The organism is Nocardia lasii (assembly GCF_042658545.1).
Taxonomy (GTDB): domain Bacteria; phylum Actinomycetota; class Actinomycetes; order Mycobacteriales; family Mycobacteriaceae; genus Nocardia; species Nocardia lasii.
This window is the reverse complement of sequence record NZ_JBHSQN010000011.1, coordinates 64,939-90,521: the sequence shown is the minus strand read 5'-3', so window position 1 is coordinate 90,521 and position 25,583 is coordinate 64,939. Positions and strand designations below refer to the sequence as shown.

The window sequence follows — 25,583 nt, the reverse complement described above, 5'->3', positions numbered from 1 at the left end:
CTCGGCGAGCGCGGCCGCCGAGCAGGGCGCGCGCATCGGGATCGCCGAAGACACCCGCATCGTCATCCCGGCCCCGAGAGCCGAGATGCTGGTACTGGTGAAGGGAATGTGACGCGGCGAACCCGCGCTCTGGGGCGCGAGACGCTGCACACCTACGGTGAGAACGGATAGATTCTCATCAGGCGTCGAACGGGCCGGTGCTACCGGTCCGGGTGCCGCATGGTGAAGGATGAGCACATATCTGGTGCGTGACGGTCGCGTACCACCAGTCGCACGAGCGACGCACAGATGGAGGCGGGATCAATCGATGGCTAATCCGTTCGTGAAGGCCTGGAAGTACATGATGGCCCTCTTCGACTCCAAGATCGAAGAGCATGCGGATCCGAAGGTCCAGATTCAGCAGGCGATCGAGGAGGCGCAGCGCCAGCATCAGGCGCTGTCGCAGCAGGCGGCATCGGTGATCGGCAACCAGCGTCAGCTGGAGATGAAGCTGAACCGCCAGCTCGACGAGGTCGAGAAGCTCAACGCCAACGCCCGGCAGGCCGTCACCCTGGCCGACCAGGCGCAGTCGGCCGGCGATACCGAGAAGGCGATCCAGTACACCAACGCCGCCGAGGCCTTCGCCGCCCAGCTGGTCACCGCCGAGCAGTCGGTGGAAGACCTCAAGGTGTTGCACGATCAGTCCCTGCAGGCCGCCGCACAGGCCAAGAAGGCGGTCGAGCAGAACGCGATGATGTTGCAGCAGAAGGTCGCCGAGCGCACCAAGCTGCTCAGCCAGCTCGAGCAGGCCAAGATGCAGGAGCAGGTCTCGGCCTCGCTGCAGCAGATGGACTCCACGCTGTCCGCGCCGGGCTCCACACCCAGCCTCGACGCCGTGCGCGACAAGATCGAGCGTCGCTACGCCAACGCGCTCGGCTCGGCCGAGCTGGCGCAGAACTCGGTGCAGGGTCGCATGATGGAGGTGCAGCAGGCCAGCATCCAGATGGCCGGGCACAGCAAGCTCGAGCAGATCCGCGCCTCCATGCGTGGTGACGCGCTGCCGACCGGCACGAACAACGCGGCGATCAACCCGGCGCAGCCGGCGCCGCCCGCGCAGGCACCGAATATCAACAAGACCCAGCAGTAGCTATCCGAGCGTTCACGCGCTCGAGTTCGCGGGCTCGGTCCCGCCGTCGAGGCACCCTCGCTCGCGCGAGGGCATTTCGACGGCGGGACGGCCGCGAACACCACCGTGTGGCCGTCCGCCCCGAGATGGGGGGTGCGGCAAGTGCTCGCGGGTTGGGCCGTGCGGTATCGCGGCGGCGGGAGGATGATGAGGCGATGAACGGCGAGAAGCGGCGCGGGCGTGTTCGGTCCGCGGACCAGGCAGCGGTTGTCCCCGTGCCTCATTCGGTGCCCGCCACCCTGCGTGGCGTCGGCGAGCAGGCTCTGGTCGCGGTGCGCCGGTGGGCCGATCCGCGCGAGCGGGAGTTGCGTCGGCGGCGTCGGGCGCGGCGGCGCAGTTTTCAGCTCGGTACCGCCTCGGGTATCACCACCGTCGGCGCGGTCGGACTGGCCGTGATCTCGGCTCCCGCCTGGGCGGTCGTGGTGATCGGCGGCGGCGCCGTCGCCTTCGTGACCGGGACCGCGCTCAGTGCGCGGCGCTATCTCGAGCTGCGCAACAAGCCCCTGCCACAGGCGGCGTTCGTCGCCACCAAATCACCCGGGATCCGGTCGGCGGCGCGCGCGCCGATTCAGCGCCTCCTGCGCGCCGAACGGGCCCTGCACGACCTCGGCGCCCAGATCGGGCGCACTCGCCGCCTGCCCGAGGGCGAACTGCGCGATCTGCTCGACACGGCCCGCTCCGGCGCGGCCGCCCTGCACGCGCTCGCCGCCGACGTGGTCGCCATGGAACAGGCTGCCGACACCGTCGGCCGCGCCAATCCCGACACCGTCGCCGCCCTGAAAACCACCGTGGGCACGGTCGTGGTGCGCCTGGAAACCGGTGTGGTCGAATACGAACAGCTCGTCGCCGCGGCGGCCCGCATCCTGGCCGTGCCGGAGGATACCGTGGTGGCCTACCAGTTCCACGGCATCGTCGCCGATCTGCGCGACGCGGCCGATCGACTCGACGGTTGGGCGCAGGCGCTCACCGAGATGGCCGATCACGGGGCCGAAGTGTTCCCCGGCCGTACCGATTCGGCGCGTTAGATAGCGCGTCGGGGTGATCCGGCGCTTCCGGCCGACGCGCTGACCGGCGCGCCGACCGGCAATGCTCAAGCGCGGGTGAGGGATCGGCGCAGGGCGGCCAGCTCGTCGGGGCGCAGGTCCGTCGCCGTGGAGGACTCGGGGGAGTCGAAGACGCGCACGTTCTTCTCCGCATCGGTGAACGCGGGCCAGCCCGGGTTGCCGTCGGTGGCGAAAGCGACCCAGGCGGCGTGGATTTCGTCGGCGAGGGCCTGGGGCGGGGTGGGACCGGTGAGGGAGTGGGCCTCGGCGAGGGCGTCGAAGACGAAGGGGACTTCTAGGACGTGGCAGGCGCCGAGGCCGGGAATCGTTGTCGGCCAGGCGAACTCGTAGACGTAGGTCGGTTCGGTGGTGGCGTTGGCCTCGGCGAAGTCGACGGTGCCCGCGCGGAAGCTGAGGTCGGTGAGGATGGCGTTGAAGATCTCGGCGGGCGTGGCGTCGGGGCGCTGCGTCGAATAAGCCTGCGCCACAGCGGGATCGATGCCGTAGCGCGGCAGCACGAACGGCAGTGTCTCGGCGGTGATGGCGGCGGCCAGACCGGCGGGCACGGTGAAGAAACGGAACTCGTCGGCGGTGGTGCCCGCGATGAGCGGGACCGCGCGCTCGGGATGGGCGCGCAGGACCTCGGTCGGCGCGCCCGGCACGATGTCGCCGTCGACCACCGGGAACATGGACATGATGCCGCCGCCGAGCTGGATCACCGAGGCGCCCCAGCGCTGGGGGTCGGGATCGGTCATCAACGCCAGGGCGATGGCGTTCTGCGCGGCGCGCAACTCGTCGGGACCGAGCTTGCCGAAATCCGCCGCGGTCGCGGCGATGCCGAGTTCGGCGGCCAGTGCGGCCGAGACCTTGCGCGCGTCGGCGGCGTCGGCGGCGACCGCGCCGTTGCCGCTCTGCATGATCGCCCGGCGGAACAGGCCGGTGGTCTGCGGCGCGGCGATCAGCGAGGCCACGCTCATCGCGCCCGCGGACTCGCCGAAGATCGTCACATTGTCCGGGTCGCCGCCGAACGCGGCGATGTTCTCGCGCACCCACCGCAGCGCGAAGATCTGGTCGTGCAGACCGCGATTGGACGGGGCGCCCTCGAGCTCGGCGAACCCGGAGATGCCGAGCCGGTAGTTGATGCCGACCATGACCACGCCGTCGCGCGCGAACGCGGTCCCGTCGTAGATCGCCCGCGCGTTGGACCCGCGCGAGAACGCGCCGCCGTGGATCCATACCAGCACCGGCAGGCCGTCGGCGGACGGGTCGGGGGTCCAGATGTTGGCGTTGAGGTACTCGTCGCCGGGGATCCCGTCGCTGCCGATCAGCGCGTGGATCGGGGCGGGATACGGGGTCTGCGCGCAGGTGGCGCCCGGTTGCGTCGCGTCGCGCACCCCGTCCCACGCGGGCGCGGGTTCGGGCAGCTGGAAGCGCTGGGGTCCGACCGGCGCCGCCGCGAACGGCACTCCGAGAAAGCGGGTGACACCGGCCTCGGTCCGCCCGCGGATCGCGCCGCCGGCGATCGTGACGATGGGTTCCATGAAAGTCCTCCTACGCAGTGAGCCCCGATTATGGGCGCTCGTCCGACTCCGTGTCGGTCGTTTGCCGACGGAAGGAACGAACCCGTGTCGAACGAGGCGATCGCCGGGCGGGTGATCCCTGACGACTCACGGTAGCCCCGTCTCGGGGTGAACCCTGATCTCTACCCGGATATCGGGGCTGACCTGGTGATCTGTGGCCCGAGGAGTGGGAGGATCGACGGTATCGGATCGCTGGACGGCGGTCGCGGAGCTGATGAGGAGTCATCATGGTTGTCAAAGTTGTCGGCATAGTCGTACTCGCGCTGCTCGCGTTCTGGATCCTCGGCGCGCTGATCGAGGCGCTGATGCCCATTCTGGTGATCAGCGCCATCGGCACGGGCCTGTACCTGCTCTACAAGGCGGTGTCCAGTGGCGACAAGACACCGATCAACTGAGCGGGGCGCCTAGCATTCGGGGGATGGAACAGGTACCCGAGGACTGGCAGCGCGGACTGGTGATCGTCGCCCATCCCGACGACATCGAATACGGCGCCGCGGCGGCGGTCGCGCGTTGGACCGCGCAGGGCAAGGACATTCGCTATCTACTCGTCACGCGCGGCGAGGCGGGCATCGCGGGCATGCCGCCCGCGCAGGCCGCGCCGCTGCGCGAGATCGAGGAGATCTCGGGGGCACGCGAAGTCGGCGTGCACACCGTCGAATTCCTCGACCACCCGGACGGGCGGATCGAGGAGGGGCTGGCATTGCGCCGAGACCTGGCGGCCGCGTTGCGCCGACATCGCCCGGAGATGGTGGTGCTGTTCAACTTCGGTGACACCTGGGCGCCGGGAATGGTCAACAGCGCCGATCACCGGGCCGTCGGCCGCAGCGCGCTGGACGCGATCTCGGACGCGGGCAACGAGTGGATCTTCCCCGAGATCGCCGAGTCGGCACCGTGGTCGGCGCGCTGGGCCGCCGTGGTGGGACCGAACGCCACCCACGCGGTCGACGTGAGCGCGCACCTGGAACAGGCGCGGGCCTCGCTCGCCGCGCACCGACGGTACCTGCAGGTACTCAGCCCGGTACCGGTGGAAGAGCAAGTGCGCGAGATCGTCTCGTTCGCTACCGGGCCCAAGGAAGGCTTCCCCGCCGCGCACGCCGTCGGCTTCGAACTGTTCACCTTCGGCGGCTGATCGGCGGACGGCACCGGGGGCGCGGCCTGCGGATATGGCAGGGTGGGCGAATGCGAATAGCTGTGGTGGCCGGGCCCGATCCAGGGCATGCGTTTCCCGCGATCGCGCTGTGTCTGCGATTGCTGGACGCGGGAGACGAGCCGGTGCTGTTCACCGGACCCCGATGGTTGGACCAGGCCCGCGCCGCGGGCATCAGCGTGCGCAAACTCCGCGGCCTGGCACCGCGCCCCACCGACGACGACGGCGACGCGGGCGCGCGCATCCACGACCGCGCCGCCCACATCGCCGCCGAGAACCTGCCCGAACTCAGCGCCATGCTGCCCGACCTGATCGTCTCCGACGTGCTCACCGCCGGTGGCGGCATGGCCGCGGAACGGTTGGGGCTGCCGTGGGTGGAACTGTCCCCGCACCCGCTCTACCTGCCGTCGCGGGCCCTGCCGCCGATCGGCAGCGGCCTGGCGCCGGGGGAGGGGGTGCGCGGTCGGGTGCGTGACGGGGTGCTGCGCACGATGACCGCGCGGGCGGTGCGCACCGGTCAGCGGCAGCGTTCGGCCGCGCGCGAGACCATCGGGCTGCCCGCCGAGGACCCCGGTCCCACCGCCCGCCTGGTCGCCACGCTGCCCGCGTTGGAGATGGACCGCCCGGACTGGCCCGCCGACACCTCCATTGTCGGCCCGCTGCTGTGGGAACCCACCGACGCTGTCCTCCCGCTGCCGCCCGGCGACGGGCCCCTGGTGATGGTGGCGCCCTCCACCGCCCACACCGGCGTCGCCGACATGGCCGCGACCGTGCTCGCCGGAATGGCGGGACTCGGTGTGCGCGTGGCCATCTCGACTCTGGACACGCCACCGGCGGATCTGCCCGACTGGGCCACCGCCGGGTTGGGTCGTCAGGACGAACTGCTCACGCACGCGTCGGTCGTCGTCGGGGGTGGTGGGCACGGTCTGCTCGCCAAATCCCTGGCCGCCGGGGTGCCGGTGGTGACCGTGCCCGGCGGCGGTGACCAGTGGGAACTGGCCAATCGCGCGGTGCGACAGGGCAGTTCGGTGCTGGTGCGGCCGCTCACCCCCGAGGCGGTCGGCGCGGCGGTGCGGCAGGTACTCGACGATCCCGGCTACGCGGCGGCGGCGCGACAGGCCGCCGCCGGTCTGGCGGCGGTCGAGGACCCGGTCCGGATCTGTCACGACGCCGCGAAGCGGTAACCGGCGCGGACGGGCCGACCCCGTCGGGTGCCGTCGAGGTGACTGAGCGGGGCCCTGTCGGGTGTCACCCGGCGCGGGTATGTTGGGCATCGTGCGGTTGACCGAATTCCAGGAGCTGATGCACACCGAGTTCGGCGTGGCGCGCGCCGACGCCATGCTGAGCGATCACGTGATCCCCCAGTTGGGGCGCACGGGCGCGGTCGCGATCGATGACGGCGTCGACCCGCGCGATGTGTGGCGAGCCCTGTGTGCCGAGTTCGACGTACCCCGAAACCGGTGGTGACCAGGAAATGGCCGTGACAGCCCAGAACTCCGACACGCGACCGTATCGGTTCGACGAGCGGTTGCGGATGATCCCGGTGGACCCCGAGACACTGGCGATCCGGGTCGCGGTGGCCGACCCGCACGATTTCGCCGGTCTGCGCAGGCTGGGCATCGCGTTGATGCTGCTCGGCCGCCACGACGAGGCCCTCGACCGGCTCGATCAGGCCCTCGAGTTGGCCGATACCGAGCGTCGCCGGATCACCGTCTGGATCAATCTGGCCGATGTCTACCGCTACCAGGGCGAACCGGGCTACGCCGAGATCCTCTACCGGCGCGCCCTGCACGCCAGCCGCGCCCTCGACCCCGACCTGGTCTCCTTCGCCGCCCATCACCTGGGCAAATCCCTCGCCGAACAGCACCGCCCCGGCGAAGCGCGCGCACTGCTCAACGAGGCCATGCGCCTGCGGGTGGCCGACGGCGACTCCGAACTCATCGAATCCACCCGCGCCGCGCTGGACCACCTCGCCGAACTGGCCCTGCCGCTGCCGCCGGTGATCGAGAAATTGCTCGGGCCGGTGCCGGGATGGTCGGACGAGCACGAGGGTCGCGACGGGAACCTGGTGCGCTCGGGCGGATACTGGATCAAGCGCGGGCCGCGCGCGGTCGCCGAGTACGCGCGGCTGAGCTGGTTGCGCGACAACGGAATTCCGGTGCCCGAGGTGGCCGCCTTCGCCGAGGACGTGCTCGTACTCGCCGACGCCGGCGTGGGCTCGCTTGCCGCACAGCCGGATTCGGCCGGCGTCGAGGTCGGCACCCAGCTGGGGCAGACCCTGCGCGCGTTGCACGCGCTGCCGGTGGCCGACTGCCCGTTCGACAGCGGACTCGAGGCCACCCTGGCCCGAGCCCAGCGCGCGGTGATCGAAGGTTTCGTCGACACCGCCGATTTCGACGACGACCACCGCGACCTGGAACCCCGCCAGATCCTCGAGCGCCTACGCGAGTCCCGCCCACCCACCGAGGACCTGGTCGTCACCCACGGCGACTTCACCCCGGGCAACGTCCTCACCGGTGGCCTACTGATCGATGTCGCCACCCTGGGCCACGGCGACCGCTACCGCGACCTGGCCCTGGCCGAACGCGACCTCGCCGAGGACTTCGGCCCCGAGGCGGTCACGGCCTTCCGCACCGCCTACGGCCTGCCCGAACCCGATCGGGCGAAGCTGGACTACTACCGGCTGCTCGACGAACTGTTCTGACGCCTCAGCCACCCCTGGCGTACCGGCCCCGCCGGGTTCGTGCGCGCGGTCGACGCCGCGACCATCGACAGGTCGCGCGCCGAGGGTGACGACTCGGTGCTGCCGCGGCGGGGACGTGCCGCTTCGCTGTCGGATTGCCGGTCTGAGCGGCTGCTTCGCGTGTCGGTGGGCGCGTCGCTTGACTCGAATGGGTGTTCGACTAACCTGGGCGCCAGAACTTGTCGGTGCCGGCCTCTACTGTGGGCGCCAACCAGAGAGACACTCAGCTCGAGAAGGGGCATACAACATGGCACCGCAGGCCTACGATCGCGACAAAGCGCTGGAACTGGCACTGGCGCAGGTGGAGAAGAGCTTCGGCAAGGGCGCGGTCATGCGCCTGGGCGAGGAGACCCGTCAGCCGATCGCCGTCATCCCCACCGGCTCCATCGCCCTCGACGTCGCGCTGGGCATCGGCGGGTTGCCGCGCGGTCGCGTCGTGGAGATCTACGGCCCGGAATCCTCGGGTAAGACCACCGTCGCGCTGCACGCCGTCGCCAACGCCCAGGCCGCGGGCGGTGTCGCCGCCTTCATCGACGCCGAGCACGCCCTCGACCCCGACTACGCCCGCAAGCTGGGCGTCGACACCGACGCGCTGCTGGTCTCCCAGCCCGACACCGGTGAGCAGGCCCTGGAAATCGCCGACATGCTGGTGCGCTCCGGCGCCATCGACATCCTCGTCATCGACTCCGTCGCCGCCCTGGTGCCGCGCGCGGAAATCGAAGGCGAGATGGGCGACAGCCACGTCGGTCTGCAGGCCCGCCTCATGAGCCAGGCGCTGCGCAAGATGACCGGTGCCCTGAGCAACTCCGGCACCACCGCCATCTTCATCAACCAGCTGCGCGAGAAGATCGGCGTCATGTTCGGCTCGCCCGAGACCACCACCGGTGGTAAGGCGCTGAAGTTCTACGCCTCGGTGCGCCTGGACGTGCGTCGCATCGAAACCCTCAAGGACGGCAGCGACGCGGTCGGCAACCGCACCCGCGTCAAGGTCGTCAAGAACAAGGTCGCCCCGCCGTTCAAGCAGGCCGAGTTCGACATCCTCTACGGCCAGGGCATCTCCAAGGAGGGCTCGCTCATCGACATGGGCGTCGAGCACGGCTTCATCCGCAAGTCCGGCTCCTGGTACACCTACGAGGGCGATCAGCTGGGCCAGGGCAAGGAGAACGCCCGCAAGTTCCTGCTGGAGAACACCGACGTGCGCGACGAGGTCGAGAAGAAGATCAAGGAGAAGCTGGGTATCGGTGCCGTCCTGACCGCCGACGCCGACGCCCCGGCCGACTTCTGAGCCGATGACCACGTCGAGCCCCGGCCCCGCGCGTGACCCGGCCGATCCGGTCGAGGACATGCGCAGGCAGCTGGCTCGCCTCGGGATCGAGGTCGAGCCGGAGCCGGTGGTCTCGCCCCCGCCGCGACGCGGTCGCGGCGATGGACCCGTCCGGTCGGCTCGTGCCGATGCGGACGCGAAAAAGATTCGGTCGGGTGCGGGCGATCCGCAGCGCGCGCACCCGACCGGATTCCCCGATTGTGACAAACCCTCGCATTTCGCTGCGCGAGTTGGTGTTGATCATGAAGAGTGGGGGAGCGCGGGTCGGCGACGATCCCGCGACGAAGTCTCCCTGTCGACCGTCGTCGGTGGTGACGACGGAGGACAGGTGGATCCGGTGGCGGCCGGATCCCAGCCGGGAGAGCCCGACAGGCGGGCCGGCACACGCCGGCTCGCCCCGGGCGACCGACCCGGCGCCACCCTGGAACAAGCCAAGGACGTGTGCCTACGGCTGCTCTCGGTGCGCGCCCGCAGCCGCGCCGAGCTGGCCAAGCGCCTCGGTGAGAAGGGTTTTCGGCTCGAGATCACCGAGGCTGCCCTGCAACGCCTCACCGAAGTCGGCCTCATCGACGACGCGGCCTTCGCCGAACAGTGGGTGCACGAACGCCACACCTACTCCGGGCGGGGCAAGAAGGCGCTCCAACGCGAGCTGCGCGAGAAAGGCGTCGCCCCCGGCGATGCCGAAGAAGCCCTGTCGACGGTCACCGACGACGCCGAGACCGCCCGCGCCGCCGACCTCGTCCGCCGCAAACTCCGCACCCTGCCCGCAGGCCTGGACCGCGACAAAGCCGTCCGCCGCCTCGTCGGCATGCTCGCCCGCCGCGGCTACGACCAGTCCACCGCCTTCGCCGTCGTCACCACCGAACTCGACGACGCGGGCTTCGAGCGCACGCGGGCCGAGGTGCGGCCGCCTCGCGTCGAGAATTCGGAGCGCGGCGCCGGGCATGCGAACCGATCGGCGGTCACGGCAGGCGAAACTGCCAGCGACACAGCGGAACCGGAAGCTTCCGACTACCTGTCACGCAGGCCGATGCCCGGCAACGAACACGCCGCCATCGACCTGGTCCGCCGTAAACTCCGCGCCATGCCCACCGATCTGGACCGCGCCAAGCTCACCCGCCGCCTGGTCGACATGCTGGCCCGTCGCGGATACAGCCCGTCCACTGCCTTCGCCGTCGTGAAAGCCGAACTGGCCGACGCCGATCGATGAGCTGGGTGACGAACATGATGCTGTCGGTCTCGTTCGAGGACGAGCCGCTGGTGGTCGAGTTCAGCGACTGGTTGCGGTCGCACGGCGGGCCGCACGGATCGACATTGCGGGGATGTGGCTATCTCCGCGACCTCACGAGCAGTGAGGTGCGGTGGGGCGGCCGGAAGATGCCCGAGTGCACTGTGTGGGCGGGTGCCCTGAACCACGCCGATATTCCGGCGCTGCTGACCAAGGTCGCCGAATTCGCATGGCTCGAGCCCGACACTGTCCAGCTGTTCCTGATGGATCAGGGCGACATTTGCTTTCAGGTGTGGATGATCAGGGACGGCGTTTTGGCCCAGTACGCGCCGATGGAGCCGCGCGAGTAGAGCGGTGTCCGGAAGGTGAGGTTTCCGAAGTGCCTCGAGGTGGGGGTGTTGGCGCGTAGAGTGGGGGTGGAGCTGCTGAAATGTGCTGTCGCGCAGTGCTGTTCACGGTGGGTGGTTCAGGGGAGTGGGTGTTTCGCTCGCGGGCGGGTGGGCATTCTGGGGGATAGGGCCGATGCGGCTGTCGAACGACCGGGGAGGGCATTGTGGACGCGTTGTGGTCGTTCGTGGTGAACCGGCGGGAACAGTTGCTGGTCGATTCGTATCTGCATGTGTCGGCGGTGGTGCAGTCGTTGGTGGTGGCGACGCTGATCGCGGTGGCGCTGGGGGTGCTCGTGTATCGGAGTCCGCTCGGGTCGGCGGCGGCGACCGCGACGGCGGGGGCGATTCTGACGGTGCCCTCGTTCGCGCTGTTGGGGTTGCTGATTCCGTTCCTCGGGCTCGGGGTCGCGCCGACCATCGTGGCGCTGGTGCTCTACGCGCTGTTGCCGATCCTGCGCAATACGGTGCTGGGGTTGTCGTCGGTGGATCCGGCGGTGACCGACGCGGCGCGCGGTGTGGGGATGAACAGGTGGCGGCTGCTCACGAAAATCGAACTGCCCCTGGCCTGGCCATCGATTCTCACCGGCATGCGGGTCAGCACCCAGATGATCATGGGCATCCTGGCCCTGGCGGCGTACGCGAAGGGTCCCGGCCTGGGCAATCTCATCTTCTCCGGGCTATCCCGGCTCGGCAGCCCGAACGCGGTGCCGCAGGCGCTCACCGGCACCGTCCTCATCGTCGTGCTCGCACTCGCGCTCGACGGCGTGCTGATGCTGCTCGGACGGCTCACCATCCCGAGGGGAATTCGTGACTGACATCGACACCGCGACCAGCGAAACCACCACGGCGGCAGGAACTTCCGCGGTCTCCGGGGTGGAGATCGTGCTCGACCGGGTCACCAAACGCTACCCCGAACAGCCAGAACCCGCGGTCGAGGAAGTGTCGATGACCATCCCGGCCGGACAGATCGTGGTCCTGGTCGGCCCCTCGGGCTGCGGCAAGACCACCACCATGCGCATGATCAACCGGCTGATCGAACCCACCTCGGGCACCGTCACCATCGGCGGCCGCGACGCCGCCGCGATCGACGCCGACGAATTGCGCCGCGGCATCGGCTATTCGATCCAGCAGGCCGGACTGTTCCCGCATCTGACCGTGGCCAAGAACATCGCCACGGTGCCGGGCCTGCTCGGCTGGGACCGCCGCCGCACCGCCGACCGCACCGACGAGATGCTGCGCCTCGTCGGCCTCGACCCCGACACCTACCGCGGCCGCTACCCGCGCCAGCTCTCCGGCGGACAGCAGCAGCGCGTCGGTGTCGCCAGGGCCCTGGCCGCCGACCCGCCCGTCCTGCTCATGGACGAACCCTTCGGCGCGGTCGACCCGATCACCCGCGGCCTGCTCCAGGACGAATTGCTGCGCCTGCACCGCGAACTCGGCAAGACCATCGTCTTCGTCACCCACGATTTCGGCGAAGCCGTGAAACTGGGCGACCGCATCGCAGTGCTCGGCGACCGCTCCCGCATCCTGCAGTACGACACCCCCGCCGCGATCCTGGCCGCGCCCGCCGACGAGACGGTCGCCGGATTCGTCGGCGCCACCGCCACCATCGACCGCCTCGGCCTCACCGCCCTGGCCGACCTGGACCTCGACCAGGGTGTCGCGGTCACCGAGGACACCGCTCCCACCGCCTTCGCCGCCGCCCTGCGCGAGGCGAACCGCACCTGGGGCATCGTCGTGGACCCGAACCGGCGCCCACTGCGACGAGTGACCGACGACGAACTCGCCCACGCGGATTCGCTGCCCGACCTCGGCACCCCGATCGGCACCACCCTGCCCGCCGACGCCACCCTCCAGGACGCCCTGGCCGCGCTACTCACCGAACGCACCGCCTCGGCCGTCGTCGTCGACCACACCGGCACCTACCTCGGGATCGTCACCGTGGACACGCTGATCAGCCACCTCGCCACCACCGAAACGGCCACGGCATGACGGCCGCGCCACCTCGCGGCCCGCGCTCCGGTCACCACGGTCGGCGGACATCGCCGCCGACCCGCGTCGCACACGACCAAGGGACCGCTCCCGTGACGGGGAGGGGTAGGACCGCATGGTGACGAAGACCCTCCCCGGCCGCTCGCGAACGATCGATGTGCCCGTCGCCGCCGGCCCCGCCGCCCAACGCCGCGCCGAATACTGGCGCCTGCTCGTGCAACCGGCGATCGTCGTGATCCTCACCGTCGGGGTGCTCGTGTGGGCGTTCCGGCGCGATCTCACCGTGACCCAGCAGGCCAGTATCGGCGTCGGCAATATCGCCGAGGTGACCTGGCAGCACATCCTGATCACCGCGGCGGTGGTGCTCATCGTCATCGCGGTGGCCGTCCCGCTCGGGACACTGCTCACCCGGCCCCGATTCCGGCGGCTGGCACCGGTTTTCGTCGGGATCGCCAATATCGGCGCCTCCGCCCCGGCGATCGGCCTGATCGTGCTGTGCTACCTGCTCACCCGCACCACCGGCTTCTGGGTGGGGGTGGCGCCGATCGCGTTCTGTTCGCTGCTGCCGGTGCTGCGCAACACGATCCTGGGCTACCAGCAGGTCGATCCGGCCGTGATCGACGCGGGTCGCGGGCAGGGCATGTCGGCCGGACTCGTGTTGCGCCGCATCGAATTCCCGCTGGCCGTGCCCTACATCCTCGCCGGGTTGCGCACCTCGCTGGTGTTGGCCGTCGGCACCGCCACCCTGTCGTTCATGGTGAGCGCGGGCGGGCTCGGCATCCTCATCGACACCGGCTACAAACTGCGCGACACCGTCACCCTGACCGTCGGCGCGGTGCTCGCGGTCGCGCTGGCCCTGCTCGTCGACTGGTTGGGCGCGCTGGCCGAACAGTTCCTCGGCCCGAGGGGGTTGCGGTGAGGTCCACCCGAACCGTGCGCGGTCTCGTCGCGGTGCTGAGCGTGCTGGTCGTGGCCGGTTGCGGCCTGCAATCGGGCAGTTCGGTGCCGCTGCCGGTGGGGCCGGGCAGCATCCGGCCGGTGCCCGAACTCGACGGCGTCGCGGTCACGGTCGGCTCCAAGGATTTCACCGAGGCCAACATCCTCGGCTACCTGATCGAATTCGCGCTCACCGCCGCGGGCGCGAACGTGCGCGACCTGACCAATATCCAAGGCTCCAACAGTCTGCGCGACGCCCAACTGCACGGCCAGATCGACATCGCCTACGACTACACCGGCACCGGCTGGGTCAACTATCTCGGCAAGGAGAAACCGATCCCCACCGAGGCCGCCCAGTTCGACGCGGTCCGCGACGCCGACCTCGCCGAGCACGACATGGTCTGGGCGGCGATGGCGCCGATGAACAATACTTACGCCCTGGTCACCAGCAAACGCGTCGCCGAGGAAACCGGGGTGACCACCCTGTCGGATTACGCGGCCCTGCTCGCGAAGGACCCCGGCGCCGCGACCACCTGCGTCGGCACCGAATTCAACGTGCGCCCCGACGGGTACCCCGGCCTGGCCGGCGCCTACGGAATCGACCTGGGCACCGCGCAGCGTCAGATCGTCCAGGACGCACTGGTCTACCAGGCCACCGCCGACGCGAAACAGTGCCGCTTCGGCTCGGTCGCGGCCACCGACGGCCGCATCCCCGCCCTGGAACTGGTCCTGCTCGAAGACGACCGGGCCTTCTTCCCGAAGTACAACGCCGCGCTGGTCATGCACCGCGCCTTCGCCGAGGCCAACCCCCGCGTCGTGCAGATCATGGCCCCGATCTCCGCGCGCCTGACCAACGAGGTCATCACCGAACTCAACCGGCAGGTCGACATCGACGGCCGCGAACCCGCCGAGGTCGCCCGCGACTGGATGGTCGCGCAGGGGCTGGTCACCGCGGGCTGAGCGTGGACGCGCGAAACGCGCGGGTCGTTCAGCCCCCACGGGCGGCTTCGCGGGCCATGATGGACGGTGGGTACAGACCGAAATCTCGCGGAGCGGCCGAGTGTCCGCTTCCGGACTGGGAGGCTGACGTATGACCATCACATTCCGCAAGGTGACCGTCCTCGGGACGGGGGTGCTCGGATCCCAGATCGCGTTCCAGACCGCCTACCACGGGTTCGATGTCACCGCCTACGACATCAGCGACGAGGCCCTCGCCGCCGCCCGAGAGCGATTCGCCGGGCTCACGAAGGCCTATCAGCGTGACGTGGCGGGCGCCGACGCGAGCAAGACCGAGGCGACCGCGGCCGGGATCACCCTGACCGACGACCTGGCCGTCGCGGCGGGGGAGGCGGACCTGATCATCGAGGCGGTGCCGGAGGTCCTCTCGATCAAACGCGACCTCTACGGCAAGCTCGCGGCCCTCGCGCCCGAGCGCACCGTCTTCGCCACGAACTCCTCGACCCTGCTGCCCAGCGACATCGTCGACTTCACCGGCCGCGCCGACCGGTTCCTGGCGCTGCACTTCGCCAACCAGGTCTGGAAGTTCAACACCGCCGAGGTCATGGGCACCGAACAGACCGATCCGGCGGTGTTCACCGCGGTCGTGGAATTCGCGAAGGCGATCGGGATGGTGCCGATCGAATTGCACAAGGAGAAGGCGGGTTACGTCCTCAACTCGCTGCTCGTGCCGTTCCTGAACTCCGGCATCGCGCTCGCCGCGGGCGGTTACGCCGAACCCGCCGCCGTGGACGAGACCTGGCGCATCGCCACCGGGGCGCCCATGGGCCCGTTCCAGATCCTCGACATCGTCGGCCTGACGACGCCGTACAACATCCTCAGCAACGGCGACGACGAGCACAAGAAGCTCGCCGCGTGGCTGAAGCAGAACTACATCGACAAGGGCAAGCTCGGTGCGGGCTCGGGTGAGGGGTTCTACCGCTACGACAAGTAGGTCCCGAACGCGAACGAGGCCCGATCCGGTTCGGATCGGGCCTCGCTCACTGTGGTGCCTAGTTCTTGGTGACGTCGACGCCGGGGGCGGCGTCGGTGACGACCGAGTCGGCGGCCAACACCGCACCGCCGCCCTTCTTGCGCGAACGCAACCGCTTCTCCAGCGTGGTGGCCAGGAAACTGAGCGCCATGTTCAGCGAGATCATCAGCACGGCGACCACGATGAGCGCGGGAATCGTGTTCTGCAGCGCCGCGCCCTCCTGCTGGCCCGAGCGCACCAGTTCGATGTAGCCGATCTGGTAGCCCAGCGCGGTGTCCTTGAGCACGACCACCATCTGCGAGACCAGCGCGGGCAACATCGCGGTGACGGCCTGGGGCAGCAGGATCAACCGCATCAGCTGGTTCTTGCGCATCCCGAGCGCGACCGCGGCCTCGGTCTGGCCCTTGGGCAGCGACCGGATACCGGCCCGCACGATCTCGGCGATGACCGCGGAGTTGTAGATGGTCAGCGCGATGACCACCGCGGCGAAGGCGAGCTGATCCGGCGGAAACAGCTTGTAGGTGCCGAAGAACGCGAACAGGAAGATCATCAGGATCAGCACCGGGATGGCCCTGGCGAGTTCGACGATCGTGCCCGCCACACCACGTACCCACGCGTGGTCGGACAGGCGCAGGATGCCGAAGACCATGCCGAAGAACACCGAGGCGACGATGGAGATCGCCGCGGCGGTCAGGGTGCCCTCGAGCCCCGGCAGCAGGTAGGTCTCCCAGACCTGCGCCTCGAGGAACGGCTTCCACTTCGCCGCCGTGAACTGGCCCTTCTCGGCGAAGGCCCGATACAGCCACCAGCCGCCCGCCACGACGGCGATGACGACCAGCACCGAGTACAGGTGGTGACGCAGCCGCGCGCGGGGCCCGGGTGCGTCGAACAGGACCGACGCGCCGCTCATCGTGCCACCTCGTATCGCTTGGCCAGCCAACCGAACAGCAGGCCGGTGGGCAGGGTGAGAATGATGAAGCCGAGGGCGAAGATCGCGCCGACCGCCAGCACGGCGGCCTCGTTCTCGTTCATCTCGCCCATCAGGTACGCGGCCTCGACCACACCGATGACCGAGGCGACGGTCGTGTTCTTGGTCAGCGCGATCAGCACGCTGCCCAGCGGCGCGATCACCGCGCGGAAGGCCTGCGGCAACACGATCAGGCGCAGGTTCTGGGTGAACCCGAAGCCGAGCGAGCGACCGGCCTCGGACTGGCCGAGCGCCACGGTGTTGATGCCCGAGCGCAGCGATTCGCACACGAACGCCGCGGTGTAGACGCTCAGGCCGATGATGGCCCAGCGGTAGTTGTTCTCGCGCAGGTCGTCGCCCGCGAGCTTCCACCCCAGGGTCGTGTACAGACCCAGCGAGGTGAACACGATGATCAGCGTGAGCGGGGTGTTGCGGAAGATCGCGACGTACGTCGCGCCGACCCAGCGCGCGACCGGAATCGGGGACACGCGCATACCGGCGACGACGGTACCGATGACCAGTGCGCCGATCGCCGAGAAGAAGGTGAGTTTGATGGTTACCCAGAATGCGTCGAGGATTTGGGAGTCATACCTCGAGATCAGGTCGAACACGGACGCGCGTCCTCCGATCGGTGTGTAAGGCCAGCGGGACGACACCGCATCGGTGACCCGGACGGGGCCGGGTCACCGATGATCAGTGGTTGATCAGTAGCGATCGATGGTCGGCGGTGCCGGAACCGCGATGCCGGTGCCCGCGAAGTTCTTCTCCTGCGCGGCCTTCCACGAACCGTCGTCGATCATCGACTGGATGGCGTCGTTGATCTTGCCGCGCAGTTCGCCGTCGCCCTTCTTCAGGCCGATGCCGTACTTCTCGGTGGTGAACGGCTTGTTCACCAGTTTGAAGGTGCCCGGCGCCTGGGCGGCGTAACCGGCGAGGATGACGTTGTCGGTGGTGACCGCGTCGATCGCGCCGCTGCGCATGGCCTCGATGCACAGCGAGTAGGTGTCGTAGGTCTGCAGCTGCGCCTGCGGGTAGTTCTTCTCGATGTTCTGCGCGGGGGTGGACCCCTTCACCGAACAGACCTTCTTGCCCGCGAGCGAATCGGGGCCGGTGATGTCGGTGTTGGCCGCCGGGACCAGCAGGTCCTGACCCGCGACGTAGTACGGGCCGCCGAAATCGACCTTCTCCTTGCGCTTGTCGGTGATCGAGTAGGTCGCGACGATGTAGTCGACCTGACCGTTCTCGATCAGCGTCTCGCGCTGGGCCGAGGGCGCTTCCTTGAAGGTGATGTTCTCCGGCTTCACGCCGAGCTTGTCGGCCACGTACTTGGCGACGTCGACATCGAAACCGCTGTAGGTGCCGTCGGTGTTGCGCAGGCCAAGGCCCGGCTGATCGAACTTGATGCCGATGGTCAGCTTGCCGTCCTTGGCGTTGTCCAGGGCCGACTTGTCGTCACCGCCGCCACAGGCCGCGGTGACGGTGGCCGTCAGGGCCAGTGCCGCGGCGCCGATGCCGACGCGTATCGCACGATTGATCCTCATGGGTTTCCTTCTCCTTGTGACGATGGTGCTGCGAGTCAGTGACTGAGAATCTTGCCGAGGAAATCTCGGGCGCGTTCGGACTTCGGTGCGGTGAAGAACGTTTCGGGGGCGGCGTCCTCGACGATCTCCCCGTCGGCCATGAACAGCACCCGGTCCCCGGCGCGGCGGGCGAAGCCCATCTCGTGGGTGACCACGACCATGGTCATGCCCTCCTTGGCGAGCGAGACCATCACGTCGAGGACCTCGTTGACCATCTCCGGGTCCAGCGCGGAGGTGGGCTCGTCGAAGAGCATGACCTTGGGGTCCATCGCCAGCGACCGGGCGATGGCGACGCGTTGCTGCTGACCGCCGGAGAGCTGCGCGGGGTACTTGTCGGCCTGGTTGGCGATGCCGACCCGGTCGAGCAGGGCCAGCGCGTGCTTGCGGGCCTCGTCCTTCTTCTTGCCGCGGACCTTGGTCGGCGCGAGCATGACGTTCTCGAGGATCGTCTTGTGCGCGAACAGGTTGAACGACTGGAACACCATGCCGACCTCGGCGCGCAACGCGGCCAGCGCCTTGCCCTCGTCGGGTAGTGGCACGCCGTCGATGGCGATGTCGCCCGAGTCGATCGGTTCGAGGCGGTTGATGGTGCGGCACAGGGTCGATTTACCCGACCCCGAGGGGCCGAGCACGATCACGACCTGCCCACGGGGCACATCGAGGTGGATATCGCGCAGGACGTGGAGCTCACCGAAGTGTTTTTCCACGTTGTGCATCGAGATCATCGGCACGGCAGCCGTCGCGGCTGCGGCGTCGGCTTTCCCGGTCGCGGGTGCGGCGTCGTCGGTCATGGTGTGAAACCTTATGTCCATTCCGGAGAATTGCCCGGCTTTCCACGACATGCCATGACCGGCACGCCGATACGTCATCTGCTGGTAACGCGGGGGTGTCGGTTACCTTTGCGTATTATCGCCCGAACGCAACCGTGATGCATGTCACTGTCGGGGTTGCCCGTACCCTGGACGGGTGGAATCGACGGTTCAGAACGCGACGGAGGGCGCGACGACGCGCAGCTACGAGGTGCGCACATTCGGCTGCCAGATGAATGTGCACGACTCCGAGCGCCTGTCCGGCTTACTCGAAGACGCCGGGTACACCAGAGCCGCGGCCGGCGAGACGCCCGATCTGATGGTGTTCAACACCTGCGCGGTGCGCGAGAACGCCGACAACAAGCTCTACGGCACCCTCGGCCAGCTGGTCCCGGTCAAGCAGGGACGCCCCGGCATGCAGATCGCCGTCGGTGGCTGCCTGGCGCAGAAGGATCGCGAGACCGTGGTGCGCAAGGCGCCGTGGGTCGACGTGGTGTTCGGCACGCACAACATCGGCTCGCTGCCGGTGCTGTTGGAGCGCGCCCGCCACAACGAACAAGCGCAGGTGGAGATCCTCGAATCGCTCGAGGCGTTCCCCTCCACCCTGCCCGCCAAGCGCGAGTCGGCCTACGCGGGGTGGGTGTCGATCTCGGTGGGCTGCAACAACACCTGCACGTTCTGCATCGTGCCCGCGCTGCGCGGCAAGGAGGTCGACCGCCGTCCCGGTGACGTGCTCGCCGAGGTGCAGGCACTCGTCGATCAGGGCGTGCTCGAGGTGACCCTGCTCGGCCAGAACGTGAACTCCTACGGCGTGAACTTCGTCGATCCCGACCAACCGCGCGACCGGGGCGCCTTCGCCCAGCTGCTGCGCGCGACCGGGCAGATCGAGGGCCTCGAGCGGGTGCGCTTCACCTCCCCGCACCCGGCGGAGTTCACCGACGACGTCATCGAGGCGATGGCGCAGACGCCCACCGTCTGCCCGCAGTTGCACATGCCGTTGCAGTCGGGCTCGGACCGGATCCTCAAGGCGATGCGCCGCTCGTATCGCAAGGAACGGTTCCTCGGCATCATCGACAAGGTGCGCGCCGCGATGCCGCACGCCTCGATCACCACCGACATCATCGTCGGCTTCCCCGGCGAGACCGAGGAGGACTTCCTCGAGACCCTCGACGTGGTTCGGCGCGCGCGGTTCACCAGCGCCTACACCTTCCAGTACTCCAAGCGTCCCGGTACCCCGGCCGCCGAGCTGCCCGATCAGCTGCCCAAGGCGGTCGTCCAGGAACGCTTCGAGCGGCTGATCGCGCTGCAGGATCAGGTTTCCTGGGAAGCCAATCAGGCGCTCATCGGCACCGAGGTGGAACTGCTCGTGGCCGAGGGCGCGGGCAAGAAGAACGCGGTGACCGCCCGGATGAGCGGTCGCGCGCGCGACGGTCGACTGGTGCATTTCCGGCCCGGTGAGGTGCGCGGGATCCGTCCCGGCGACATCGTCACCGTCGACATCACCGAGGCCGCGCCGCACCACCTCATCGCCGACAGCGCGGTGAAGTCGCATCGGCGCACCGCCGCCGGTGACGCGCACGAACGCGGGATCACGCCCAAGACCGCGCCCATCGGGGTCGGGCTCGGGCTGCCGCGCATCGGCGCGCCGGTGGTGGAACCGGTCGCGAGCGGGTGCTCGACCGGATGCTCGGCGTGACCGCCGACGACGAATCTACTACCGGACGTAGTGGGTCGGGTGCGGGTGACGAGCCTGGGGATGGCACAGTGGGACCCACCAATGATCAGCCTGTGGACAGGAGCCCGAACCCGGTGAACCCGACACGCGACGACCAGGATTTCGAACAGTTCCGCGGCGATCTCGACGCGGTCGAGCGCCGTATCGCCGGGGAGATCGACCCCGGCGCGCGAGCGCTGGTGGTGGCGGGCGCGGTCTTCGCGCTGCTGTTCTCGCTGGTGCTGCCGACGGCGGGCAGCGCGCGCGGTTTCGACGTCCTGCTCAACACCGAGGCCGCCGGTGCCGAACACATCGGGCTGCCGTCGCGGATCTTCGTGTGGTTGGCCATCGTCTTCGGTGTCGGCTTCTCGCTGCTGGCGCTGACCACCCGCCGCTGGGTGCTGGCCTGGATCGCGTGCGCGGGTTCGGCCGTGGGCAGCGTGTTCGGTGTGCTGTCCATCTGGCACCGCCAGACCCCCGGCCTGGGCAACTACGAGGGCGCGGGCCCCGGCATCGGCCTGATCCTGGGCACCGTCGCGATCATGGTGCTCACCTTCCACTGGATCCGGGTGGTGTGGAGTCGCACGGCCGTGCAGCTCGCCGCCGAGGAACAGCGACGCAACGCGGCCCGCGAGGCCGAGGATCGCGACCGCAAGCGCCTGACCGGCGAATAGCCTCCCGACAACGAAACCCCCGACCGATCCGGTCGGGGGTTTGGTGTCTGTCGGCCGACTGGCCTCAGTGCGAACAGTTGTCGCGGTAGGGGATTCGCGACCTACAGATTGCTGACGGCGCCTTCGGCCGCCTCGGCCCACTCACGCCACTGCTGAGCCTGCGCGAGCGCCTTGTCCGCGTCGCGCTTCTTGCCCGCCGCGGTGGCCTTGGCGGCCTGCTCCTCGAACTGGGCGACCCGCTCGCGGAACTGCGCCGCACGGGCGACCGCCTCGGGATCGGAGCGCCGCCACTGCTGATCGGCGGCGTCGCGGACCCGCTTCTCGATCGCGCGCAGCTTGCCTTCCAGCTCCTGCATGCGCTCGCGCGGGACCTTGCCGACGGCATCCCACTTGTCCTGCAGTTCGCGCAGCGCGTTGCGAGCGGCGTCGACACCGTTGGCCGGGTCGATGTGCTCGTAGGCGGCGAGCAGTTCGAGTTTGGCGGCGGCGTTCTGGTCGAACTCGGCGTCGCGCTCGGAGACCGCGGCGTTGCGGGCGGCGAAGAACACGTCCTGGGCGCTCTTGAACCGCCGCCACAGCGACTCGTCGGCCTCGCGCGGCGCCCGGCCCGCGGCCTTCCACTCGGTGAGCAGGTCGCGGAACACCGCGGCGGTGCCCGCCCAGTCGGTGGAGTCGGCCAGTTCCTCGGCGCGCACGCAGAGTTCTTCCTTGCGCGTCTTGGCGGTGGCGCGTTCGCGGTCGAGGTCGGCGAAGTGGGCGCCGCGACGCCGGTTGAACGCCTCGCGGGCCTTGGAGTAGCGCTTCCACAGGGCGTCGTCGACCTTGCGATCGACCCCGCGGATCGACTTCCACTCGTCGAGGATCTCGCGCAGCCGGTCGCCGGCGGCCTTCCACTGGGTGGAGTCGGCGGCGATCTGCTCGGCCTCGGCGGCGAGAGCTTCCTTGCGCTCGGTGTGCTCGTGCCGGGCCCGGTCCTTCTCCTCCTTGGCGTGCGCGGCGGCTTCCTCGGAGTGCTCGGTGATGGCCTGCAGGCGGGCCGCGAGACCGTCGAGATCGCCGATCACCGCGGCGGTGGGCAGCGTCTCGGCCAGGGCGAGGGCGGCGGTCTTGGTCTTGCGCGCGTCGGCGCCCGCGGCCAGGCGGGCCTCGAGCAGCGCGACCTCGGTGGCCAGGTCGTCGAAGCGGCGACCGAAGTGCTCGAGGCCCTCGGCGGCGTCGCCGGCCTGCCAGGAGCCGATCACGCGTTCGCCGTCGGCGGTGCGCACCCAGGCGGTGCCGTCCTCGTCGACGCGGCCCCATTTGCTCGGGTCGGTGACGGCCGGGACGATCACCGGATGCGGGTGCGGTTGGTCGGGACCCGGCGCCGGTTTCACGGCGTGCGGTTTCGGCGCCTTCGCGCCGGGCTTGGGGGTACCGGACGGTCGCGGGGCCGGACCGGGGGTGGGCTTCGCGGTTCCGTTGCTGTCGGTCATTGCTCTCCGTCCCTGCCGCGCGTCACGGCTGCCTGGTTACGCCCTAGCACATCCCATTGAACCCGGTTCGAGTCGAGGAAACCATCGATCCGGCGGATCGACGAGCCGATTTCCTGGGATTTCGTCCCGGACGACGTGGGTAGTCGCACACGAAAACACTAGCAATCACGGTGGGCATCACCGCGCCGGACACTCGCAGACCCGTGCGCGCCACCGCGACGCCGGATGCGGGTCACCGACGCGGCTGCGGCTACGGTTACCGCGTGTTCTCGATAGCGGCCCTGGTCCCGTCGCCGCCGATGCTGGTGCCCGAACTGTGCGGGCGGGTTTCCGGGTCGGGCAGCGATCCCGACGATCCGACCTCGGTGCTGCGCGCGGCCGCCCTCGACGCCGCCGCGAACCTGGCCGCACGCGCGGACCGGTGGGTGGTGCTCGGCGTCGACAGCCATGACCGAACCTACGGTCCGGCGACGCGCGGGACGTTTCGCGGGTTCGGCGCCGATGTGGTGGTCGGCCTCGGACCGGTCGACGGGCAGCCGGAGCCGGCAGACGCCCAGCTTCCGCTTCCGGTACTGATCGCCGGATGGTTGCGGGAACGGGTCGCGCCGCGAATTCCGGTGCACGCGAGACTGTTCGCGGCGGACACCGCGCCCTCGGACTGTATGTCGGCGGGAGCCGCGCTGCGCGCCGAACTCGACGGCGCGTCGGAGTCGGTCGGGGTACTGGTCGTCGCCGACGGTGCCGCGACCCTGACCGTGCAGGCGCCCGGCTATCTCGACGAGCGCGCGCTGCCACTACAGCAACGCCTCGACGCCGCCCTCGCCAGCGGTTCGCGGGCCGGCCTGGCCGCGCTCGAGCCCGACCTGTGCGCGGCGGTGCTGCTCGACGGACGCGCCGCCCACCAGGTCATGGGCGGACTGTTCGCCGCCGACGCGGCCGATCCGCGGGTGCGTACCCTCTACCGGGGCGCCCCCTTCGGTGTGGGCTACGACGTGAGCGTGTGGCAACCCGGCGGACAGGACGGTGACCAGTGACTCCGAGACCGATCGCGGTCGTCGGCCCCACCGCCACCGGCAAATCCGACCTGGCCCTGGATCTGGCCGCCGAACTCGACGGCGAGATCGTCAACATCGACGCCATGCAGCTGTATCGCGGGATGGACCTCGGCACCGCGAAACTGCCGCCCGCGCAGCGTCGCGGCATCGCCCACCACCTGCTCGACGTTCTCGACGTCACCGAGACCGCCACGGTCGCGGCGTATCAGAGCGCGGCGTTGGCGATCGTCGAGGACATCCTCGCGCGCGGCAGGACGCCGGTCATCGTGGGCGGCTCGATGATGTACGTGCAGGCGCTGCTCGACGAGTGGGATTTCCCCGCCACCGACCCCGAGGTCCGCGCGCGCTGGGAGGCCGTGCTCGCCGAGCAGGGCGTGCGGGCCCTGCACCTGGCGCTGCGGGACGCGGACCCGGTCGCCGCCGACACCATCCTGCCCACCGACGGTCGCCGGATGGTGCGCGCGCTCGAGGTCGTCGAACTGACCGGCCGCCCCTTCGCCGCCTCGGCCCCGACCATCGGCACCCCGCGCTGGAACACCCGCATCATCGGCGTCGACCGCGAGACCGCCGCCCTGGACGCGCGCATCGAGGCCCGCACCGCCCTGATGTTCGACACCGGCCTGGTCGAGGAGGTCCGCGGCCTGCTCGAGCACGGCCTGCGCGAAGGCCAGACCGCCCGCCGCGCCATCGGCTACGCCCAAGTGCTGGCCTACCTCGACGACGAATACGACCTCGCCCACGCCCGCGAGCGCACCCTCATCGGCACCCGCCGGTACGTGCGCAGGCAGCGGTCGTGGTTCCGCCGCGACCCCCGGGTGAGCTGGGTCGACGGCGCCGATCCCCGGCTCGTCGCGACAGCACTGGCCCTGCTGGACGCGGCGGGCATCGACCAGACAGGACGGACCGCGCAGTGACCCGACGAGTGACAACCCGCAACGCCTCGGTGCAGGTGTGGCAGGCCTACCTCAACAACCGGACCAAACGTCATCGTGACGGCCGGTTTCTCGTGCAGGGCGTGCGCCCGATCACCCAGGCCCTCGACAACGGCTGGCCCCTGGAAACGCTGATCTACCGGCTCGGCGGCCCCGAACTGTCGAGTTGGGCGCGCGAGGTGCTCGACACCGCCGACGTGCCCCAGATCGGGCTGGTCCCCGAACTCATCGCCGAACTGGGTGAGAAGGCGGCCAACGCCCCGGAGATCGTCGCCGTGGCGGTGGCCAAGCACCCGGACCTGGCCGAATACGCGCCCGGCGAACCGGGGGAGGACGCGCCGGTGGTGGTCGTGTTCGACCGACCGAACTCGCCCGGCAACCTCGGCACGCTCATCCGCTCGGCCGACGCCTTCGGCGCGTCCGGGGTGATCGTGACCGGCCACGGCGCCGACCAGTTCGACCCGCAGGCGGTGCGCGCCTCCACCGGTTCGCTGTTCGCGATGCCGGTGCTGCGCGCGGCGGGGCCCGCCCAGATCCTCGAATTCCGGGATCGGCAGGTGGCGCGCGGCATCCCGACCCGCATCGTCGGCACCGACGAGCACGCGCCGGGCACCATCTACGATCACGACTTCACCGGGGCCACCATCCTGGTCGTCGGCAACGAGACCGCCGGGATGAGCGCGGCCTGGCTCGAGGCCTGCGACGACCTGGTCACCATCCCGATGGGCGGCACCGCCAGCTCGCTCGGCGCGCCCTCGGCGGGGGCGATCAGCCTCTACGAGATCGCCCGGCAACGACGCACCTTCGCCCGCTAACGCACCCCTTTCGCCGCAGAGGAGAATG

26 protein-coding genes and 1 pseudogene are annotated in these 25,583 nt (G+C 69.7%); 21 read left to right on the top strand and 6 right to left on the bottom strand.

Annotated elements, in window-relative coordinates:
• Nucleotides 1-307 precede the first annotated feature (307 nt).
• A complete protein-coding gene (gene pspA / locus ACFP3H_RS16550; RefSeq protein ID WP_378606669.1) occupies nt 308-1,126 on the top strand; it encodes a phage shock protein PspA in 819 nt (272 codons plus the stop codon).
• A gap of 254 nt (nt 1,127-1,380) precedes the next feature.
• Nucleotides 1,381-2,190: a phage shock envelope stress response protein PspM gene (gene pspM / locus ACFP3H_RS16545; RefSeq protein ID WP_378606666.1), complete on the top strand. Its 810-nt coding sequence runs from the start codon at nt 1,381-1,383 to the stop codon at nt 2,188-2,190.
• Between the two features lie 65 nt (nt 2,191-2,255).
• On the opposite strand, the gene ACFP3H_RS16540 is transcribed toward pspM, so the two are convergent.
• Nucleotides 2,256-3,749: a carboxylesterase/lipase family protein gene (locus tag ACFP3H_RS16540; RefSeq protein WP_378606663.1), complete on the bottom strand. Its 1,494-nt coding sequence runs from the start codon at nt 3,747-3,749 to the stop codon at nt 2,256-2,258.
• A gap of 266 nt (nt 3,750-4,015) precedes the next feature.
• On the opposite strand from ACFP3H_RS16540, the gene ACFP3H_RS16535 reads away from it, so the two are divergent.
• The 14 genes and pseudogenes from ACFP3H_RS16535 (at nt 4,016) to ACFP3H_RS16470 (ending at nt 15,498) form a co-directional block, all read left to right on the top strand.
• Nucleotides 4,016-4,183, top strand: coding sequence for a hypothetical protein (locus tag ACFP3H_RS16535; RefSeq protein ID WP_378606660.1), 168 nt, complete (start codon nt 4,016-4,018; stop codon nt 4,181-4,183).
• A gap of 23 nt (nt 4,184-4,206) precedes the next feature.
• Nucleotides 4,207-4,917 (top strand): PIG-L deacetylase family protein, encoded by a 711-nt coding sequence (locus ACFP3H_RS16530; protein ID WP_378606657.1) that lies wholly within the window; start codon nt 4,207-4,209, stop codon nt 4,915-4,917.
• A 50-nt stretch (nt 4,918-4,967) separates the two neighbouring features.
• Nucleotides 4,968-6,119, top strand: coding sequence for a glycosyltransferase (locus ACFP3H_RS16525; protein WP_378606654.1), 1,152 nt, complete (start codon nt 4,968-4,970; stop codon nt 6,117-6,119).
• Nucleotides 6,120-6,210: 91 nt separating this feature from the next.
• A complete protein-coding gene (locus ACFP3H_RS16520; RefSeq protein WP_378606651.1) occupies nt 6,211-6,402 on the top strand; it encodes a DUF3046 domain-containing protein in 192 nt (63 codons plus the stop codon).
• 7 nt (nt 6,403-6,409) lie between these two features.
• Nucleotides 6,410-7,639 (top strand): phosphotransferase, encoded by a 1,230-nt coding sequence (locus ACFP3H_RS16515; RefSeq protein WP_378606648.1) that lies wholly within the window; start codon nt 6,410-6,412, stop codon nt 7,637-7,639.
• A 286-nt stretch (nt 7,640-7,925) separates the two neighbouring features.
• Nucleotides 7,926-8,963 carry a recombinase RecA gene (gene recA, locus ACFP3H_RS16510; protein WP_378606646.1) on the top strand — a complete coding sequence of 346 codons (1,038 nt, stop codon included), beginning with the start codon at nt 7,926-7,928 and terminating at the stop codon, nt 8,961-8,963.
• 460 nt (nt 8,964-9,423) lie between these two features.
• Nucleotides 9,424-9,870 (top strand): annotated as a pseudogene (locus ACFP3H_RS16505) (regulatory protein RecX); the annotation flags it as partial.
• A 162-nt stretch (nt 9,871-10,032) separates the two neighbouring features.
• The gene (locus ACFP3H_RS16500) at nt 10,033-10,212 is read left to right on the top strand and encodes a hypothetical protein (protein WP_378607421.1); all 180 of its coding nucleotides are present in this window, start codon (nt 10,033-10,035) and stop codon (nt 10,210-10,212) included.
• A gap of 14 nt (nt 10,213-10,226) precedes the next feature.
• Nucleotides 10,227-10,580: a squamosa promoter-binding protein 15 gene (locus ACFP3H_RS16495; protein ID WP_378606643.1), complete on the top strand. Its 354-nt coding sequence runs from the start codon at nt 10,227-10,229 to the stop codon at nt 10,578-10,580.
• A 203-nt stretch (nt 10,581-10,783) separates the two neighbouring features.
• A complete protein-coding gene (locus ACFP3H_RS16490) occupies nt 10,784-11,434 on the top strand; it encodes an ABC transporter permease (protein WP_378606640.1) in 651 nt (216 codons plus the stop codon).
• Nucleotides 11,427-12,611 carry an ABC transporter ATP-binding protein gene (locus ACFP3H_RS16485; RefSeq protein ID WP_378606637.1) on the top strand — a complete coding sequence of 395 codons (1,185 nt, stop codon included), beginning with the start codon at nt 11,427-11,429 and terminating at the stop codon, nt 12,609-12,611. The genes ACFP3H_RS16490 and ACFP3H_RS16485 overlap by 8 nt, the downstream gene beginning before the upstream one ends.
• Before the next feature lie 115 nt (nt 12,612-12,726).
• Nucleotides 12,727-13,530: an ABC transporter permease gene (locus ACFP3H_RS16480; protein ID WP_378606634.1), complete on the top strand. Its 804-nt coding sequence runs from the start codon at nt 12,727-12,729 to the stop codon at nt 13,528-13,530.
• Complete coding sequence (locus ACFP3H_RS16475) at nt 13,527-14,507, top strand: glycine betaine ABC transporter substrate-binding protein (protein WP_378606631.1); 981 nt, start codon at nt 13,527-13,529, stop codon at nt 14,505-14,507. Before ACFP3H_RS16480 ends, ACFP3H_RS16475 begins: the two co-directional genes overlap by 4 nt.
• 130 nt (nt 14,508-14,637) lie before the next feature.
• A complete protein-coding gene (locus ACFP3H_RS16470) occupies nt 14,638-15,498 on the top strand; it encodes a 3-hydroxyacyl-CoA dehydrogenase (protein ID WP_378606628.1) in 861 nt (286 codons plus the stop codon).
• A gap of 58 nt (nt 15,499-15,556) precedes the next feature.
• Here ACFP3H_RS16470 and ACFP3H_RS16465 read toward each other — a convergent pair whose 3' ends face one another.
• From ACFP3H_RS16465 to ACFP3H_RS16450, 4 genes are all read right to left on the bottom strand, one after another.
• On the bottom strand, nt 15,557-16,447 hold the full coding sequence (locus tag ACFP3H_RS16465) for an amino acid ABC transporter permease (RefSeq protein ID WP_378606625.1): 891 nt from the start codon (nt 16,445-16,447) through the stop codon (nt 15,557-15,559).
• The gene (locus ACFP3H_RS16460) at nt 16,444-17,115 is read right to left on the bottom strand and encodes an amino acid ABC transporter permease (protein ID WP_378606622.1); all 672 of its coding nucleotides are present in this window, start codon (nt 17,113-17,115) and stop codon (nt 16,444-16,446) included. Before ACFP3H_RS16460 ends, ACFP3H_RS16465 begins: the two co-directional genes overlap by 4 nt.
• Nucleotides 17,116-17,208: 93 nt before the next feature.
• Complete coding sequence (locus ACFP3H_RS16455; protein ID WP_378606620.1) at nt 17,209-18,045, bottom strand: glutamate ABC transporter substrate-binding protein; 837 nt, start codon at nt 18,043-18,045, stop codon at nt 17,209-17,211.
• Nucleotides 18,046-18,080: 35 nt separating this feature from the next.
• A complete protein-coding gene (locus ACFP3H_RS16450) occupies nt 18,081-18,809 on the bottom strand; it encodes an amino acid ABC transporter ATP-binding protein (protein ID WP_378607418.1) in 729 nt (242 codons plus the stop codon).
• A 241-nt stretch (nt 18,810-19,050) separates the two neighbouring features.
• Here ACFP3H_RS16450 and miaB point away from each other — a divergent pair, with 241 nt between their 5' ends.
• Together miaB and ACFP3H_RS16440 are read left to right on the top strand one after the other, a co-directional pair.
• On the top strand, nt 19,051-20,589 hold the full coding sequence (gene miaB, locus ACFP3H_RS16445) for a tRNA (N6-isopentenyl adenosine(37)-C2)-methylthiotransferase MiaB (RefSeq protein WP_378606617.1): 1,539 nt from the start codon (nt 19,051-19,053) through the stop codon (nt 20,587-20,589).
• A 113-nt stretch (nt 20,590-20,702) separates the two neighbouring features.
• Complete coding sequence (locus ACFP3H_RS16440) at nt 20,703-21,281, top strand: Rv2732c family membrane protein (RefSeq protein ID WP_378606614.1); 579 nt, start codon at nt 20,703-20,705, stop codon at nt 21,279-21,281.
• Nucleotides 21,282-21,382: 101 nt separating this feature from the next.
• On the opposite strand, the gene ACFP3H_RS16435 is transcribed toward ACFP3H_RS16440, so the two are convergent.
• A complete protein-coding gene (locus ACFP3H_RS16435) occupies nt 21,383-22,753 on the bottom strand; it encodes a DUF349 domain-containing protein (RefSeq protein ID WP_378606611.1) in 1,371 nt (456 codons plus the stop codon).
• Between the two features lie 263 nt (nt 22,754-23,016).
• Between ACFP3H_RS16435 and ACFP3H_RS16430 the strand changes: the two genes are divergently transcribed.
• From ACFP3H_RS16430 to ACFP3H_RS16420, 3 genes are read left to right on the top strand one after another with little or no spacing between them, the layout of a single operon-like run.
• A complete protein-coding gene (locus ACFP3H_RS16430) occupies nt 23,017-23,787 on the top strand; it encodes a class III extradiol ring-cleavage dioxygenase family protein (protein WP_378606609.1) in 771 nt (256 codons plus the stop codon).
• Nucleotides 23,784-24,722 (top strand): tRNA (adenosine(37)-N6)-dimethylallyltransferase MiaA, encoded by a 939-nt coding sequence (miaA, locus tag ACFP3H_RS16425; protein ID WP_378606606.1) that lies wholly within the window; start codon nt 23,784-23,786, stop codon nt 24,720-24,722. Before ACFP3H_RS16430 ends, miaA begins: the two co-directional genes overlap by 4 nt.
• Nucleotides 24,719-25,555, top strand: coding sequence for a TrmH family RNA methyltransferase (locus ACFP3H_RS16420; RefSeq protein WP_378606603.1), 837 nt, complete (start codon nt 24,719-24,721; stop codon nt 25,553-25,555). Before miaA ends, ACFP3H_RS16420 begins: the two co-directional genes overlap by 4 nt.
• Nucleotides 25,556-25,583: the final 28 nt, after the last annotated feature.